Raw genomic sequence first — 14,308 nt, 5'->3', positions numbered from 1 at the left:
GGGTCATCCTCGCATTGCCGCCCAACCCTCGAGCATGCGGCGCGCGATGGAGGTCTCCGGCGGCAGGCGCAGGCCCGGGATCTCGCCGCCTGCGGCGATCGCGGCCCGCACCTGGTCCCGGTGCACCCAGTTGGCTTCCTCGATCTCGCCCTCGGCGGGAGTCAGCGTGGCGCCCGGATCGGCCAGTGCGGCGAAGCCGACCATCAGCGAACGCGGGAACGGCCAGGGCTGGCTGCCCAGGTAGCGCACGTCGCGGACCTTGACGCCGACCTCCTCGGCGACCTCGCGCACCACACAGGCTTCGAGGGACTCACCAGTTTCCACAAAACCGGCCAGCACCGAGTAGCGCTCCGGCGGCCAGATCGGCTGGCGGGCCAGGATGACCTGGTCCGCGCCGTCGTGCACCAGGCAGATCACCGCCGGGTCGGTGCGCGGGTACTCCTCGCGCCCGCAGCCGGTGCAGCGGCGCGCCCACCCGGCCCGTTCGGGCTTGGTGGACGCGCCGCAGCGCGCGCAGAAACCGGAGTGCCGGTGCCAGGTCAGCAACCCGACCGCGGTGGTCAGCAGACCCGCGTCGGTGTCGTCGAGCAGGGCGCCGGTCATCCGGAGGTCCTGCCAGTTCTCCTCTTCCAGCTCCTGCTCGGCCGGCACGGCCCAGTACGAGCGGCCGTCCTGGGTGCCGAGCAGCACCGCGGTGTCACCGGGTTCGGGCGAGTGCTCGACGGCGGGGCGCAACCGCAGTCCCGCACCGCCCTCGCGCAGCTCGACCCGGCCCCGTTTGTCGACAACGAGCAGCTCCGCCGTGCGCCAGAGTTCGGCGAGGCGGGCCGCGTCGTCCCGCAGCAGATCGTCGCGGTCCACCGTGGACCTGGACAGTGCGGGCAGTCGGTCGAGCTGGAAATCCTGGGTCACGGAAGGAGAACTCCGCCAAGGGCGCCCATTGTTCCGGCCAGTGCGTCCGCGTCGCCGACCACGACCCCGGTCCAGGCGCCCGGCGCGAAGAACTCGCGGGCCGCCTCGGCCACCTCCTCCACACTGACCTGCGCCAGCCTGCGCTGGTGCGCGCGCAGCCAGTCGAAGTCCAGCCCGAAGGCGGTCAGCGACAGCAGCGTGTTCGCCAGTCCGGCCTGGGATGCCTCGGCGATGAGCTGCATGCCGATCAGGTAGTTGCGGGCGGAGTCCACCTCGGCCTGGGTCGGCGGCGAGACCACCATCCGGCCCAGTTCGTAGCGGATCTCCAGCAGCGCGGCGGCGCTGACATCGCTGGCGGTGTCCGCGTCCAGCAACAGGGTGGCGTTGCCGGGGGTGTACTCGAAGGCCGAGCGGGCCGAGTAGGTGAAACCCTTGTCCTCGCGGATGTTCTCCACCAGGCGGGAGGAGAAGTAGCCGCAGTAGACCAGGTTCGCCAGCTGCAGCGCGGCGTACTTGGGGTGGTTGCGCGGCACCGCCTGGGTGGACAGCCGGAACTGGGACTGCACGGCGCCGGGCCGGTGCACCAGTTTCAGGTCGCCGCCCGTCAGCTCCGGCAGCGCGGGCAGCGGCGTCGCACTGCCCTCGCCCTGCCAGCCGCCGAGCTTGTCCGCCACGACCTCGATCATCTTGTGTGGGTCGACATCGCCGACCAGCACCAGGATCGAGCCGCGCGGCAGCAGGTTGTTCTTGTGCAGCGCGCGGACCTGCTCGGCGGAGACCTCCGCGACATCGGAGTGCAGCGGCACCTCCTTGACGAACGGGTGGTCGCCGTAGCGGTGCTTCTGCAGGGCCTCGCGGGCGATGGTGCCCGGTTCGCTGCGGGCCAGCGCGATCGCGTTGACCAGCCGCTCGCGCTCGCGGAGCAGCTCGTCCTCGGGGTAGCTGGCGCCGGTGAGCAGGTCGCCGAGCACGTCCAGCTGCACGTCCAGGCCGCTGGCCAGGCCCTCGCCGCTGAAGGAGAGCCGTTCCGGGTCGACCGTGGCGCTGATCGAGGAGCCGACCAGGGCCAGCTCGTCGGCGATCTGCAGCCGGTTGCGCCTGCCGGTGCCGGTGGTCACGGTGGCGGCCAGCAGTTCGGCGATGGCCGGGTGCTGGGGGTCGGTGCCCGCGAAGGGCACGAACAGCCGCATGCCGACCAGCGGCACGGTGGCGCGCTGGGCGGCCACCACCCGCAGCCCGTTGGCCAGCGTTTTGTCCACAATGGACACTTCGGTGGCCACGTTCTGCTCGCCCAGCGGCGGCAGCGGGCGCGGACCTTGTTCGGTGCGGCCGATTTCCTCGGCGGTGCGTGGGCGGCGCTTCAGCCCCTCTGTCACAGTGGACTCGGTCACTGGTCTCCTCCGGCGTTGAGCACGAGCACGGCGCGAGAGTCCGGGCGCAGCGCCTTGGCCGCGGTTACCACGTCCTCCTCGCTGACCCCGGCGATCCGCCGCGGCAGTTCGCTGATCAGCTCGGCCCGCCCGAAGAGCAGTTCGGCCGCGCCGAGGGCGAGCGTGCGCGACATCAGTCGGTCGTGCTCGGAGTACAGCGCGGCGGCCCAGCGGGCCTCCACCCTGGCCAGCTCGTCGGTGTCCGGACCGTCGGAGGCCAGCCGGTGCAGTTCCTCGTCCAGCGCGCCGATCACCCTGGACACGTCCACTGTGGACGGATGGATGGCGGTCACCGTCAGCGTGTCCGGGTCCCGCGCGTCCAGCGCGCTGCCCAGCAGGCCGCAGCGGGCGCCGACCTCGACCACCAGCTCCTCGTCCTGGGTCATCCGGCGCTGCAACCGGGAGGAGTCCCCGTCGGTGAGCAGCGCGGTGAGCACCACGTAGTTGAGGTAGGAGTCCAGATCGCCTGCCGGGTCGGGCAGCCGGTAGCCGACCGCGACCCCGGGCAGGGTGGCGTGCGCGTCGGTGTACTCCCCGCGCAGCTCGCCCTGCGGGAACGGCTCGGCGAAGGAGGGCCGCACCGGCACCGGGCGGGCCGGCACATCGCCGAAGTGCTTCTGCACCAGGTCGATCGCCTCGTTCGCGGTGAAGTCACCGGCGACGGTGAGCACCGCGTTGCCCGGGGCGTAGAAGGTGTCGAAGAAGGTCGCGCAGTCCTGCAGACTGGCCTGCTCCAGGTCGGAGAAGTCACCGTAGCCGTTGTGCGCGTTGGCGAAGGTGGAGTACAGCACCGGCGGCAGGGTGATCCACGGGAACCCGCCGTAGGGCCGGTTCAGCACGTTGAGCCGGATCTCCTCCTTGACCACGTCGACCTGGTTGCGCAGGTTCTCCTCGGTCAGCTTGGGCGCGCGCATCCGGTCGGCTTCCAGGAAGAGCATCCGCTCCAGCGCCGCGGAGGGCGCCACCTGGAAGTAGTCGGTGTAGTCCGGATGTGTGGAACCGTTGAACACCCCGCCGGAGCCCTGGACGTGCCGGAAATGGGCGAGTTTCTCCAGGCTCTCGCTGCCCTGGAACATCAGGTGCTCGAACAGGTGCGCGAAACCGGTGCGACCCTCGGGTTCCGACCGGAAGCCCACGTCATAGTGCACGCTGACACACACCACGGGAGCCGTGCGATCGGGCGCGAGCAGGACGCGCAGTCCGTTGGCGAGAGTCACCCGGTGCAGCTGGGGATCTGACATGACGTAAGACTACGGGCCCTACCGAAGTGCGCGCAGGTGCCCGGCCTCGGCGAGCACCCCGTCCACCGCGGCCAGGAACAGCGGGAAGTGCGCCGCGAACCGCCGGAGGTCCGGCGTGGACTCCTCGCCCTGGGCCGATTCCCCGTACCAGTACAGGCCGGGCGTGCCGTCCGCGTCGGAGTCCAGGGTGGCGAAGGCGCGCAGCCAGCGGTCGGTCTCGCCGAGCACCACCGCGTAGGGCAGCGAGCGGGAGAAGACCATCTCGCGGTCGGCAGGCGGGATGTCGTCCACCTGGACCGTGTGCAGGTAGCCGCGCAGGCCGCGGACCTGGGCCAGCAGCGCGCTGCCCCGGCGGGTGCGGGCGGGCATGGAGCGGGCGCCGACGGTCAGCGCGACGCCTGCCACGATCACCGCGAGGCCGAGCACGGCGTAGGTGGTGGTGAAGGCCATCACCAGGGTGGCCGCAATGCCCAGGCCGGTCAGGCCGAGACCGATCCACCACCAGCGGGTGCGCTCGGTGTCCGGGCGGCTGGTGAACCACTGCCGCTCGACCACGTCGGTGTAGAGCGCGTCGCGCACGCCGGTCAGGTCCAGGCCGCCGCCACCGCGCAGCTGGGAGAGCAGCACCTGCTCCCGGTCGCCGGTGAACAGGGTGTCGTAGACGGCGCGCTCGTAGTCGGTGAGGTAGTCATCCGGCGGGTTGCGCCGCACGATCCGCCAGTTGGCCACGCCGCTGCCGCCGTGGATCTCCTCGATCCACAGGTAGTTGCGCACCGCGAGGTCGACCACGGTGGCCGAGACGTCGACCACGTCCACGTGCTCGTCCACCACGGTGCCGACCTGGCCGGGCAGCACGCCGTCCGGGGAGGCGAAGCTGACCCGCTGCTCCTCGTCCGCGACCAGCACCTGCACCGGGCCGACATCGCTGGCCAGCGCCTTGGCGTCGCGACCACGGGCGAACCAGAGCAGGGCCACGCCACCGAGCAGCAGCAGCGCGAGGCCGCCGAGTCCGCCCAGGGTGAGCGGGGTGAGCGCGAAGGCCCTGGCCAGGGTGGAGCCCTGGTCGAAGCGGGCGTTGGCCGGCACGGTGCCCGGCTCCAGGCCGACCGCCAGGTCGACCCGCTCGCCCTGCTTGAGCCCGATGTTGCGCGCCGAGGCGGCCTCACCGGCGACCACCTGGGCGTTGGTGCACAGGGTCGCCGAGCCGGGCACGCCTGCCAGGCAGGTGACCGAGGTGGGCGGCTTGGGCGAGACGAAGCTGACCGAGACCGAGTCCAGGTCCGCGCTCCAGCCGCCGGAGACCTGCCAGCGCACGTCCTGGGCGTCGCCGGATTCGCTGACCGCGCCCTCGACGGTGTAGGTGATCTTGGTCTGGCCGGCGTTGAGCCGGAGCGTCAGCTCCTCGGCGTTCTGCTCGACGCTGCCCTTGCCCTCCACCGCGGCCTTGCTCACGGTGAACACCCGTTCCACGTCGTCACCTGCGGCGATGCGCAGTGGCACGGTCCGGGTGACCGTCTGTCCTTCCGGCACGGCGACCTGCTCGGTCACACTGAGCTTGCCGTCGCGTTCCAGCCGGAGCGAGACGTCGGCGGCGATCGTGCCGGGCAGCCCCTGAGGGCCGCTGGGCTCGACTCCGCCCGAGGGCGGCGGGGGCACAGCGAGGAACGCGACAGGTGCCAGCACGGCTGCGGAGAGCACGGCGCCCCAGTTCGTCAACACGGCAGCGGAGAATAGCGGCATCGACCTATGCTTCGGGGCATCGAGTGGGAAAAGAGGGGTGAAGACGCGATGACGGCGCCTTCTGGGCCGGGTCAGCCGCCGGAGCACGGCGGGTCCGCGGGCTCGGGCTACCCCGGGTACCACGATCCGTATCCGAGCTATGCCGACTACTCCGGCTACCTCGATCCGGAGCCGCCGAAGCCGCCGCGCCGCCGCAAGAACTCGCCGCTGACCATCCTGCTGGTGCTGGTCGTGCTGGTCGGGTCGGTGGTGGTCTACGCCAAGGTCACCGGGGACAACGCGGGTGAGCCGGACGCCGCCGCGCAGTCCTCGCCGAACAGCCCCGGCACCACCGCCGCGCCGGATTCCGCCCAGCCCTCGCCCGCCCCGCTGCGGCCGCGCCCCACCCGCAAGCTGGAGGACCACCCACTGATGGTCGACGGCGGCAAGCTCGCCTTCGCCCAGTGCGACCTGCCCAAGATCGGCCGGGCCACCGATCAGCTGCGCACCTACTACCTGGCGGGCATCGACTGCCTGGAGCGGGCCTGGACGCCGCTGCTGGAGGCGGCCAACCTGCCCACGCACAAGGTGGAGCTGGACACCTCGGCAGACATCACCGAGACCGCCTGCGGCAAGGCGGACAAGGACGAGCAGTTCGTGGCCATGTACTGCTCGCGGAACTCGATGATCTACATGCCGACCAAGCGGCTGCTGCGGGTCTACGGCACCAACTCCCCCGGCGGGCACCTGGCCACGCTGGCGCACGAGTACGGCCACCACATCCAGGCGCTGAGCGGGATGCTGGCCGCGGCCGGGCAGAAGCAGGAGGAGGCCGGGGAGGGCACGCCGGTCTCGGCCGAGTTGTCCCGCCGCATCGAAATGCAGGCAAACTGCTTCGCGGGCATGTTCCTTGCCGCTACGGTCGGCCGCGGCACCGTGACCAAGGCGCTGGCCGACAAGGCGGTCAACGACTTCCGGCAGGCTGACGACTCGCCCGACAGCCAGTCCAGTCACGGCACCGGCAAGAACCAGGGAGCCTGGGCCAAGCGGGGTTATGCGTCCAACAACGCGAAGGACTGCAACACCTGGGCGGCCAAGCCCGCAGACGTGAAATGAGCTGAGCACCGAGCATGACCACGCCGCCCCCTCCCGGCTCGTGGCCGCCGCCGGGCGCCGGACCGCAGCAGGGTCCGCGCGCCGGCTGGCCGCCACCCGCGCCGGTCGCCCCACCACCGCGGCCGGCGCCGATCGCCCCGCAGGGCACCCGCCGGATGCCACCGCCCGGTGTGGTGCAGCCGCCGCCGATGCCTTCCGGCCCGTACCAGCGGCCGCCGATGCCCAGCGGTCCGCAGCCTGTGCCACCGCAGCTGCCCGGCGGGCCGCCGCCGATGCCGCCGGGTCCGCCCGGCGGGATGCGGCCGGGAATGCCGCCGATGCCCGGCGGTGGGTTCGCGCCGCCGCCGCGGGCGGTGATGCCGCCGCCGATGGCCGCGCCGCACAGCGCGCCGCGGCCGCCCGGTCACGGTGGCCCCGGTGGCCCGCCGCCGCCGTGGATGCCGCCGCAGCAGGCCTGGCCGATCGGGTACCCGCCGCCGCGCCGCAAGTCCGCCGGACCGGTGGTCGCGCTGGTGCTGGTGGGTTCGCTGGTGGTGGGCGCTGGGCTGATCGCGCTGCTGGTCGGCACCGGGCGCAAGGCCCCGATCGCCGAGCCCGGCTACACCTACCCGAGCTACACCGGGGTGGCCCGCACGACCGGGTACGGCACCACCGCCACCACCACGTCCACGACCGGCACCACCACCGGTCGCAGCACCACACTGCGCAGCACCAGCGCGACCAGTTCGGCCCCGCCGCAACCGCGCCCGGTGCCCAAGCTGGTGGACAACCCGCTGCACCTGGCGGGCAAGCCGGTGGTGGCCGCGAACTGCAACCTGCCAGGGTTCAAGTCCAACCCGGACGCGCTGCGCGCCTTCTACGGCGCGGCGATCCGCTGCATGCACGAGGCGTGGGCGCCGGCCATGCGCGCGGCGAACCTGCCGGATGACCCGCCGGGCCTGGAAGTGGTGGTGGGCAAGGACAACAGCCCGTGCAGCTCCGGCGGCTACTCCAGCGGCGCGTTCTACTGCGGGCGCAACCACACGATCTACATGAACGCCAGGGTGGAGCGCAACGACGGGCAGAACGTGCAGGCCGGTCCGAGCCTGGGCGTGCTGGCGCACGAGTACGGCCACCACGTGCAGTCGATGAGCGGCATCCTGGGCGCGGCCTGGGACCAGATGTACGACGCCGGTCAGACCTCGGCCCGCGGGCTGGAGTTGTCCCGCCGCAAGGAACTCCAGGCGAGTTGCTTCGCCGGGATGTTCCTGGCCGCCGCCTCCGGCCGCGCCTCGGTGAACCGGAACCTGGCCAACGCGGCAATCGCCGACCTGGGCGAACGCGGTGACTGGCCGAACAACAAGCGGCCCCGCGACCACGGCTCCCCCGGCAACAACAAGGCCTGGGCCACCCACGGCGCGAAGTACAACAACAGCCGCGACTGCAACACCTGGAACGCCAAAGCGGACATCGTGAGCTAGTGGCGAGCGTGCCCCGGGACCGGTTCGTGCCGGAGGCCGACGAGCGGTCCGACGCGATCTGCCGGATGCCCGCCGAGGAGCTGGCCCGGTTGCTCAACGCGGCCAAGGCGAAGCCCGGTCACCGCATCCTGGTGACCGGGCCTGGCCTGGGTTACACCGCCGCGTTGCTGTGCCAGCGGTACGGCAGCGAGCAGGTGACCGTCACCGGTGCGGAGGCCAAGGCGGTACGCCGGGTCCGGGACCGGCTGGCCAGGGCGGGTTACCGGCCGTCGGGCCGGATCAGCCCGCCGTACCAGCGGATCATCGTGGCGGCGCCGTTGCGCGGGCTGCGGATTCCGGCGGAGTCGCTCGCGCGGTGCGAGCCGGGCGGCAAGATCCTCGCGGTGTCCGGCACCGGGATCGCGGTGCTCGTGACGGTCACGGACGAGCGGCACGGGACCGGGCGTTTCCCGTGGCCGGTGTACCTGCAACCCACGTTCACCACCGAGAACGAGACGCCGGATCCGATGCACCCGGAGCGGAGCACCGCGGTGCGCGCGACCGAGTGCGACCACGGCGCGCCCGCCGGGTTCCGGCTGCACGTCCAGCTCACCATCGGCGAGATCGGTTACCGGACCTGGGGGTGGAGCGGGGGTGTCAGCTGCTCCAGCTTCCGGCACGTGGACGGGTCTTGGGCGAATGTGAACACCGGCGGCGACGGCGGCTGGACGGTGGTCGAGGGCGGGCCGCGGCGGTTGTGGACCGAGGTCGAGGCGGAGTACGCGCGCTGGCAGGGGCTGGGCAGTCCGGACATCGGGCGGTACCGGCTGGTGATCGCCGGGGGTCGGCACATCGTCCGGCTGGATGCGGAGAACAGCTGGGAACTGCCGGGCTGATCTCAGCCCCAGCCCAGAGTGCTAGCCGGTCGCGTCGTCGAGTGCGTCGCCCCAGAAGTCGCGTAGCAGCTTCAGCGCGGTGGGGAGGGTGTCGGCGGTTTCGGTGAGCCGGTGCGCGGACTCCGGGTACTGACTGTCCCACCGCGGCGGCGGATCGGGCACGGTGACCGGGAACGGGTGGGTGCCGCGAACAGTGAACAGGTGGCGAACCACGTCGACCAGGGCGCGGTTGGCCTGCAGCCCGTTCTCGATGAGCAGGACCAGGTCAACCAGATCCTTGACCCGGGTGTTGGGCCGGTCACCGTAATCCCGGGTCAACGCGTGCAGTTTCTCCGCGAAATGTTGCCGCGGTTCCACGGCCTCGATTGACCGTGCCGGGATATCGGCGAAGTCCAGCAAACCCGGAAGCCGCAGCTGTTCGGTGACCGCCAGCTCTTCCCCGCGCGCGGCGACATCGAGCCGGATGGCGGCGAACATCTTGCCCGCGAGCCAGGCCTCAACGGAAAATCGCCAGGCTCCGCGTCCCGCGGTATCCGTGGCCAGTGGTACCGGCGGCTGGACCCGGAACGAGAACCAGTCGCCATCCAGGTCTTCGGCCAGCGCCTCCAGCAGAAGTTCACGCACCGCCAAGCCGTCCGCGGCACCGTTGGTGAGCGCGAGATCGAGATCCTTCGTGGCTCTGGCACGCTCACGGAGCCGGAACTCCAGTACTGCGCCGCCCTTGAGTACCCACTGGGCTCCGTCGGCCGCGGAAAGGCGCACGGCCACCCGGTCGAACACCACTCGGCGGCGGAGCCTGCCAAGATCGCTGTTCTCGCGCTCGGACTGCTGTTTGAGCCGGGTCTCCAGCGCTCGGCGCAGATCGATCGCGGTCCGGTACCGCGTCACGCCGCCTCCGCTCGCAGCGCTCGTTCGACGGCCAGTTCCGCCCGTGCCCCCATCTCCTGCGCCGCGTGCAGCAGCAGCCGCCGACTTGTCAGTCCCTTGGCTAGAAGCTCGGCGACTGCTGAATCGACGATGTCCTGATCAATCCCAGCCGAAGCCGTCTCGATGACGGCGCGGAGCGGGGTGGTGACCCGGAATCCCTCGTGTACCTCGACGTCCTGGTCAGTCAGCCGCGACCGGTGCAGCACCACCGCGCTGTTCTGCTGCCGGAAGTCGGGTGGCACGGTCAGATGGATCTCCACGGGGTTCGCGATGCCGAGATCGTGCACCGCGAGCGCGCTGGTGTGCGAGACGACAGCGCGGTCGCGACTCCACATCGACCAGCGGACGAACTGGTCCGTGGCTTCGCTGGGCAGGTCCTGGTACTCACGGAAGCGGTAGATGCCGCGATCGACCCGCGTCCAGTTCCCCCGTTTCCGATGGAACTGCTGCGCTTGGTAGGAGTAGCCGGCCGCGAGGGCGTCCGCCGTGGTGAAGTAACCACGCTGGCGGGCGGCTACCTGCCAGAGCCGGTCACGTGGGCCTCGCTCGTCGAGCATCGCACCATGGTACCTCATACTCAAACTAAGTTTTAGTTTTGCGCATGTGCTCCGCATGAAACTAAAAGTTTCTTGTAGTTTAGTCCCAGCCCAGGGTGCGGGCCAGGTCGGCGAGCATGCGCTGGACCTGGGCGGTCACCCGGGCCGGGTTGCCGGGGGCGACCGTGGTCCAGGAGGCGCCGTCGTAGGTGCCGCGTTGTTCCAGCAGGTAGCGACCTCGTTCGGTGTCCAGGAAGCTGACCGTGTGGGCGGCCGCGTGGCGGCGGCCGGCGCGGTCGCGCATGGCGGCGCCGAACTGGCCGCCGCCGGTGATGCCGCTGAGCATGTGGCCAAGAGCCTCGGCGTCGATGGCCCGGACCCGGCGGGCGCGCAGCGCGCTGGTCAGGTCCTCGGCGCCGTTGTAGGCGCGGCCACAGGCCTCGTCGAAGACGCCGCTGGGCAGGCTGACCGAGCGGCCGGGGCCGCCGCGCAGGGTGGGCGCGACCGAGACGATCAGCCTGGGCAGGGCGGTGCCGAAGGCGGGGCGCAGCCGGATCAGGCCCGCACTGCGGGTGACCAGCAGGCCGGCGTCGCCGGAGGCCACCGCGACCGCCCAGATCTCGGGCTGGCGGGAGACCAGCACGGTGACCTCGCGCTGGGCGGTGGCCAGCAGGCGCAGGGCCGGGGCCAGGTCTTCCTCGGGCGGCATCGGTGGACCCGGCCGCTCGGGACCTGCTGGGGTCGCCAAGGCGGCCGGGGGCACGCCCAGGCCCAGCCGTTTCCAGCTCAGGGCGAACTGGCGCGGGTCGAGTCTCAGTTCGGCGCGGCGCGTTCCCGCGGTCACGGCAACGTCCCCATGGGCTGCCCCTCTCCGCTGTTGCGACGGTGCGGAGGTGGGACGGAAAACGGGACTCCCAGGTTCCCTAAGAACTCGGCTGAGCTGTCCGACGTCTGGCCGAAGGTGCAGGGGAGGTGCCCGGCGAGGCATTGACAATCGCCGGCGAGTGGTTGTCGATCATGGCGCACTGGGACCGTGGGTGTGGTCAGCGGAGCACAACGGGAGGGGAATTCCAGTGCGAGCAACGGGAATCCGGACGCGGTGGGGCCGGGTGGCGGCAGCGGTGCTGGCCTTGGTGTCGGGTGTGGCAGGGACGGGTTTGCTGGCGGCCTCGCCGGCGGCGGCCGCGGCGCAGCGGCCGGTGTACGCCATCGCGCACCAGGTCAACACGCTCGGCGGGGTGAGCGCGGCGCTGGACCACGGCGCGAACGCCATCGAGATCGACGCCTGTGCCTGGTGGAATCCGAACGAGTGGCGGGCCTGGCACGACTGCAGCAGCGCCGGGAACAACCGGTACGGGCCCAGCATGGACAGCATGTTCACCCGGATCCTCGAAGAGGCCAACCGGGGGCGCAAGCTCGCGCTGGTGTGGCTGGACCTCAAGGATCCGAACTACTGCGGTGAGCAGCCCAACCGCGCCTGCAGCGTGGCGGGACTGCGGGACATGGCGTTGCGGCTGACCAGGGCGGGCATTCCGGTGCTCTGGGGCTTCTACGAGTACCACCCCAGCAACCCGGATGTCGGCGGCCGCGGCTGGCAGAGCCTGCAGGGACGGCTCGGCCCGCTGGAGGGGATCACCACCACCGGATCGCTGGACAAGGTCCGCGGGGTCTACAACAGCCACGGCTCGGGTCTGCCGAATGGTCGCCGGGTGATGGACTACGGGGACTCCGACATCCGCAACGGGTTCGGCAACTGCACCGAGCCGAGCTGGAACACCTGCACCGAGTTGAAGAAGGCCGTCGGAGACCGGGACGCGGGACGGTTCGCCGCCACGTTCTCCTGGACGACGACCTACCACGACACCTGGTACGTCGACCGGCTGCTGGGCGTGGCTGGCGTGAACGGCATCATCGCCGGGTACGGGGCGCAGACCGGCGCGAAGGACTACGACAACTCGTGGCAGTGCGGCAACGCCATCCGGCAGATCCGCGACTGGGTGGCCGGGCACGGCGGTTCGCACCGGATGGCCACCGCGGGCGACCGGCTGTTCTCCTAGCTAGGACTGGCCCACCGGCTGGACTTTCGCCCGGCGCGGCATCGGCAGCCGGACCCGGAGCAGGAAGCCGTAGAGCGCGCCGGCCACGCAGGCCAGGGCGAGCAGCACCGAGCTGAGCCTGCCCTCCAGGCCGGGACCGGTGGGCGCGGCGCCCGCGGGCAGCACGACCAGGTCACCGGCGGCCACCGGCACGGGCAGGGCGACCTTGAGCGTCTCGCCCTGGCGGTGGCCGCAGCCGTCCAGTTTGGCCTGCCGTTTCTGGCCGTCGACCTCGATCTCCACCACGTCCCTGGCGGCCTGGCCGGTGCACGGCGTCGAGGTGATCACCACCGCGCTGACCTCGCGGGTCTGCGCCTGGGTCGAACCGCCGGCGAGCACCGGGCGCAGCCACACGACCAGCGCGGTGCCGAGACCGACCAGCCCGACCGCGAGCAGGATCAGTCCCCAGCGCACGGGAGCGGGTCGGGGAGCCACTCTGTCGATGGTGGCAGACGGCTCCCCGGCCCGGTCAACCGGAGCGCTACCGCTTGGCCGGGACCTGGACCAGCCGCTCGGCCTTGAGCAGCGCGCCGCCGTCGACCGCGTCACCGCGGACCGAGACCAGGTCGCCGACCTTGGGCTTGTCCTGGATGCCGGCCAGGTCCACCGGCACGGCCAGCCCGGACTGGCCGAGGATGGTCGCCCGGTCCCCGTCCAGTTTGGTCACGGTGCCGGTGACGTGCGCCTTCGGTGCGGTGACCCGCAGCGCCTTGTTCTCCTTGCTCACCCGGACCGCGACCCGGTCGCCCGCCTGGAGACCGGTGAGCGCGTCCTGACCGTTGCCGCGCACCCTGGTGCGGGCGTCGGCCTCCACGGTGACCTCGCCGCCGCCGTCCCTGGTGACGGTGAGCTTGCCCGGCGCCACCGACTTCACCGCGCCGAGCAGCAGGGTGCTGTCCGCGGGCGCCCGACGCTGCTTGTTCTCCTTGGGGCCGCGGGCCTGCCGGTCCTGCGCGGCCACCTGGAGCACCTCCGGTTCGGCGGCCAGCGCGATCTCGCCGCGCGGCGCGGCCGACCCGGTCAGGCCGCCGAGCAGCACGGCCCCGACCGCGGCGCCGGCCACGCCGATCACCGCGACCAGCCCGAGTGCCTTGAGCCCGCGCCGGCGCGGCGCGGCGGACTCGGCGGGTGCCTGCTCCGGGACGGGCACGATCAACGGCTGCTCGTTCACGGTTCCTCCACGACGACTGGGATGCTGCGCTGACTGGGTTGGTGCGGCAGCGACGCTCCTCGGCGAAGCTGAACCGGAGCTGAAACACCCGGTTCGGCGCGAGTGCCTTCAGCCATGCTTCAGCCTGGTGGGCTCACAATGGGACCGGTGAGCACCGCTGCACGAGTTCTGCTCGTCGAGGACGCCGAGGCCATCCGGGTCGCGGTGGCCTCCGCGCTGTCCGCCGCCGGCTACGCGGCGCAGGCCAGGCCGGATGGCCGGACCCTGGAGACCGACCTGGACTCCTTCCGCCCGGACCTGGTGATCCTGGACGTGATGCTGCCCGGCCGGGACGGGTTCGCGCTGCTGGAGGTGGTGCGCAGCCGGTGCGATTCGGCTGTGGTGCTGCTCACCGCGCGGGACGGCGTGCACGACCGGGTGCGCGGGCTGCGTGGCGGCGCGGACGACTACGTGGTCAAACCGTTCGAGCTGGCCGAGCTGATCGCGCGGGTGGGCGCGGTGCTGCGCCGGCTCAACCGGGTGCCCTCCACCACCCAGATCGCCGACCTGGTCATCGACGCCGACGGCGGGATCGTCTCCCGAGTCGGGGTGAGCATCGAGCTGACCGCGACCGAGTTGCGGCTGCTGTCCTACCTGGCCGCCCAGCGCGGGCGGGTGGTGAGCAAAACCCAGATCCTCACCGCGGTGTGGGGTTATGAGGACTACGACGCGAACCTGGTCGAGGTGCACGTGAGCGCGTTGCGCCGCAAGCTGGAGGCGCACGGGCCGCGGCTGCTGCACACCGTGCGCGGGCTGGGCTACGTGCTGCGCGCGAACGAGCCGTGA

At 71.7% G+C, this 14,308-nt stretch carries 14 protein-coding genes; 5 read left to right on the top strand and 9 right to left on the bottom strand.

Going from position 1 to position 14,308, the window contains the following annotated elements; translation table 11 throughout:
* Positions 1-3: 3 nt before the first annotated feature.
* Genes nudC through MZC64_RS05660 form a run of 4 tightly spaced genes read right to left on the bottom strand, consistent with a single transcriptional unit; the run spans position 4 to position 5,302 of the window.
* The gene (gene nudC / locus MZC64_RS05675; protein ID WP_247755978.1) at positions 4-912 is read right to left on the bottom strand and encodes an NAD(+) diphosphatase; all 909 of its coding nucleotides are present in this window, start codon (positions 910-912) and stop codon (positions 4-6) included.
* On the bottom strand, positions 909-2,303 hold the full coding sequence (locus MZC64_RS05670) for a pitrilysin family protein (protein WP_247755976.1): 1,395 nt from the start codon (positions 2,301-2,303) through the stop codon (positions 909-911). The genes nudC and MZC64_RS05670 overlap by 4 nt, the downstream gene beginning before the upstream one ends.
* Positions 2,300-3,583 (bottom strand): pitrilysin family protein, encoded by a 1,284-nt coding sequence (locus MZC64_RS05665; protein ID WP_247755975.1) that lies wholly within the window; start codon positions 3,581-3,583, stop codon positions 2,300-2,302. Before MZC64_RS05665 ends, MZC64_RS05670 begins: the two co-directional genes overlap by 4 nt.
* An 18-nt stretch (positions 3,584-3,601) precedes the next feature.
* A complete protein-coding gene (locus MZC64_RS05660) occupies positions 3,602-5,302 on the bottom strand; it encodes a DUF2207 domain-containing protein (protein ID WP_247755973.1) in 1,701 nt (566 codons plus the stop codon).
* Between the two features lie 69 nt (positions 5,303-5,371).
* Between MZC64_RS05660 and MZC64_RS05655 the strand changes: the two genes are divergently transcribed.
* The 3 genes from MZC64_RS05655 to MZC64_RS05645 are packed head-to-tail and all read left to right on the top strand — an operon-like array spanning position 5,372 to position 8,753.
* A complete protein-coding gene (locus MZC64_RS05655) occupies positions 5,372-6,418 on the top strand; it encodes a neutral zinc metallopeptidase (protein ID WP_247755971.1) in 1,047 nt (348 codons plus the stop codon).
* Positions 6,419-6,432: 14 nt separating this feature from the next.
* Complete coding sequence (locus MZC64_RS05650) at positions 6,433-7,878, top strand: neutral zinc metallopeptidase (protein ID WP_247755970.1); 1,446 nt, start codon at positions 6,433-6,435, stop codon at positions 7,876-7,878.
* A complete protein-coding gene (locus tag MZC64_RS05645; RefSeq protein WP_247755968.1) occupies positions 7,878-8,753 on the top strand; it encodes a hypothetical protein in 876 nt (291 codons plus the stop codon). Before MZC64_RS05650 ends, MZC64_RS05645 begins: the two co-directional genes overlap by 1 nt.
* Positions 8,754-8,774: 21 nt before the next feature.
* Here the strand turns inward: MZC64_RS05645 and MZC64_RS05640 are convergent, their stop codons facing one another.
* From MZC64_RS05640 to MZC64_RS05630, 3 genes are all read right to left on the bottom strand, one after another.
* Positions 8,775-9,533, bottom strand: a complete 759-nt coding sequence (locus MZC64_RS05640; protein WP_247755966.1) for a nucleotidyl transferase AbiEii/AbiGii toxin family protein — start codon at positions 9,531-9,533, stop codon at positions 8,775-8,777.
* Between the two features lie 104 nt (positions 9,534-9,637).
* Positions 9,638-10,237 carry a type IV toxin-antitoxin system AbiEi family antitoxin domain-containing protein gene (locus tag MZC64_RS05635; RefSeq protein WP_247755965.1) on the bottom strand — a complete coding sequence of 200 codons (600 nt, stop codon included), beginning with the start codon at positions 10,235-10,237 and terminating at the stop codon, positions 9,638-9,640.
* 79 nt (positions 10,238-10,316) lie between these two features.
* Positions 10,317-11,060 (bottom strand): ESX secretion-associated protein EspG, encoded by a 744-nt coding sequence (locus tag MZC64_RS05630; RefSeq protein WP_247755963.1) that lies wholly within the window; start codon positions 11,058-11,060, stop codon positions 10,317-10,319.
* A gap of 298 nt (positions 11,061-11,358) precedes the next feature.
* Between MZC64_RS05630 and MZC64_RS05625 the strand changes: the two genes are divergently transcribed.
* Positions 11,359-12,273, top strand: a complete 915-nt coding sequence (locus MZC64_RS05625; protein ID WP_247755961.1) for a hypothetical protein — start codon at positions 11,359-11,361, stop codon at positions 12,271-12,273.
* Here MZC64_RS05625 and MZC64_RS05620 read toward each other — a convergent pair whose 3' ends face one another.
* Positions 12,274-12,747: a hypothetical protein gene (locus MZC64_RS05620; protein WP_247755960.1), complete on the bottom strand. Its 474-nt coding sequence runs from the start codon at positions 12,745-12,747 to the stop codon at positions 12,274-12,276.
* A 46-nt stretch (positions 12,748-12,793) separates the two neighbouring features.
* Positions 12,794-13,483, bottom strand: a complete 690-nt coding sequence (locus MZC64_RS05615) for a DUF5666 domain-containing protein (protein WP_247755959.1) — start codon at positions 13,481-13,483, stop codon at positions 12,794-12,796.
* 138 nt (positions 13,484-13,621) lie between these two features.
* Here MZC64_RS05615 and MZC64_RS05610 point away from each other — a divergent pair, with 138 nt between their 5' ends.
* Positions 13,622-14,308 (top strand): response regulator transcription factor, encoded by a 687-nt coding sequence (locus tag MZC64_RS05610; protein ID WP_184999956.1) that lies wholly within the window; start codon positions 13,622-13,624, stop codon positions 14,306-14,308.

Origin of the sequence: Crossiella sp. S99.2, from assembly GCF_023094165.1 — a bacterium.
In the GTDB taxonomy this organism is placed as follows: Bacteria; Actinomycetota; Actinomycetes; order Mycobacteriales; family Pseudonocardiaceae; genus Crossiella.
Note: the sequence above shows the minus strand (reverse complement) of the source record. Positions and strands in the feature narration are given on the sequence as shown.

Coding starts and splice junctions, on each gene's coding strand:
- MZC64_RS05610 (WP_184999956.1), top strand. CDS start 13,622: ATGGGACCGGTGAGCACCGCTGCACGAGTTCTGCTCGTCGAGGACGCC.
- MZC64_RS05650 (WP_247755970.1), top strand. CDS start 6,433: ATGACCACGCCGCCCCCTCCCGGCTCGTGGCCGCCGCCGGGCGCCGGA.
- MZC64_RS05635 (WP_247755965.1), bottom strand. CDS start 10,237: ATGCTCGACGAGCGAGGCCCACGTGACCGGCTCTGGCAGGTAGCCGCC.
- MZC64_RS05665 (WP_247755975.1), bottom strand. CDS start 3,583: ATGTCAGATCCCCAGCTGCACCGGGTGACTCTCGCCAACGGACTGCGC.
- MZC64_RS05655 (WP_247755971.1), top strand. CDS start 5,372: ATGACGGCGCCTTCTGGGCCGGGTCAGCCGCCGGAGCACGGCGGGTCC.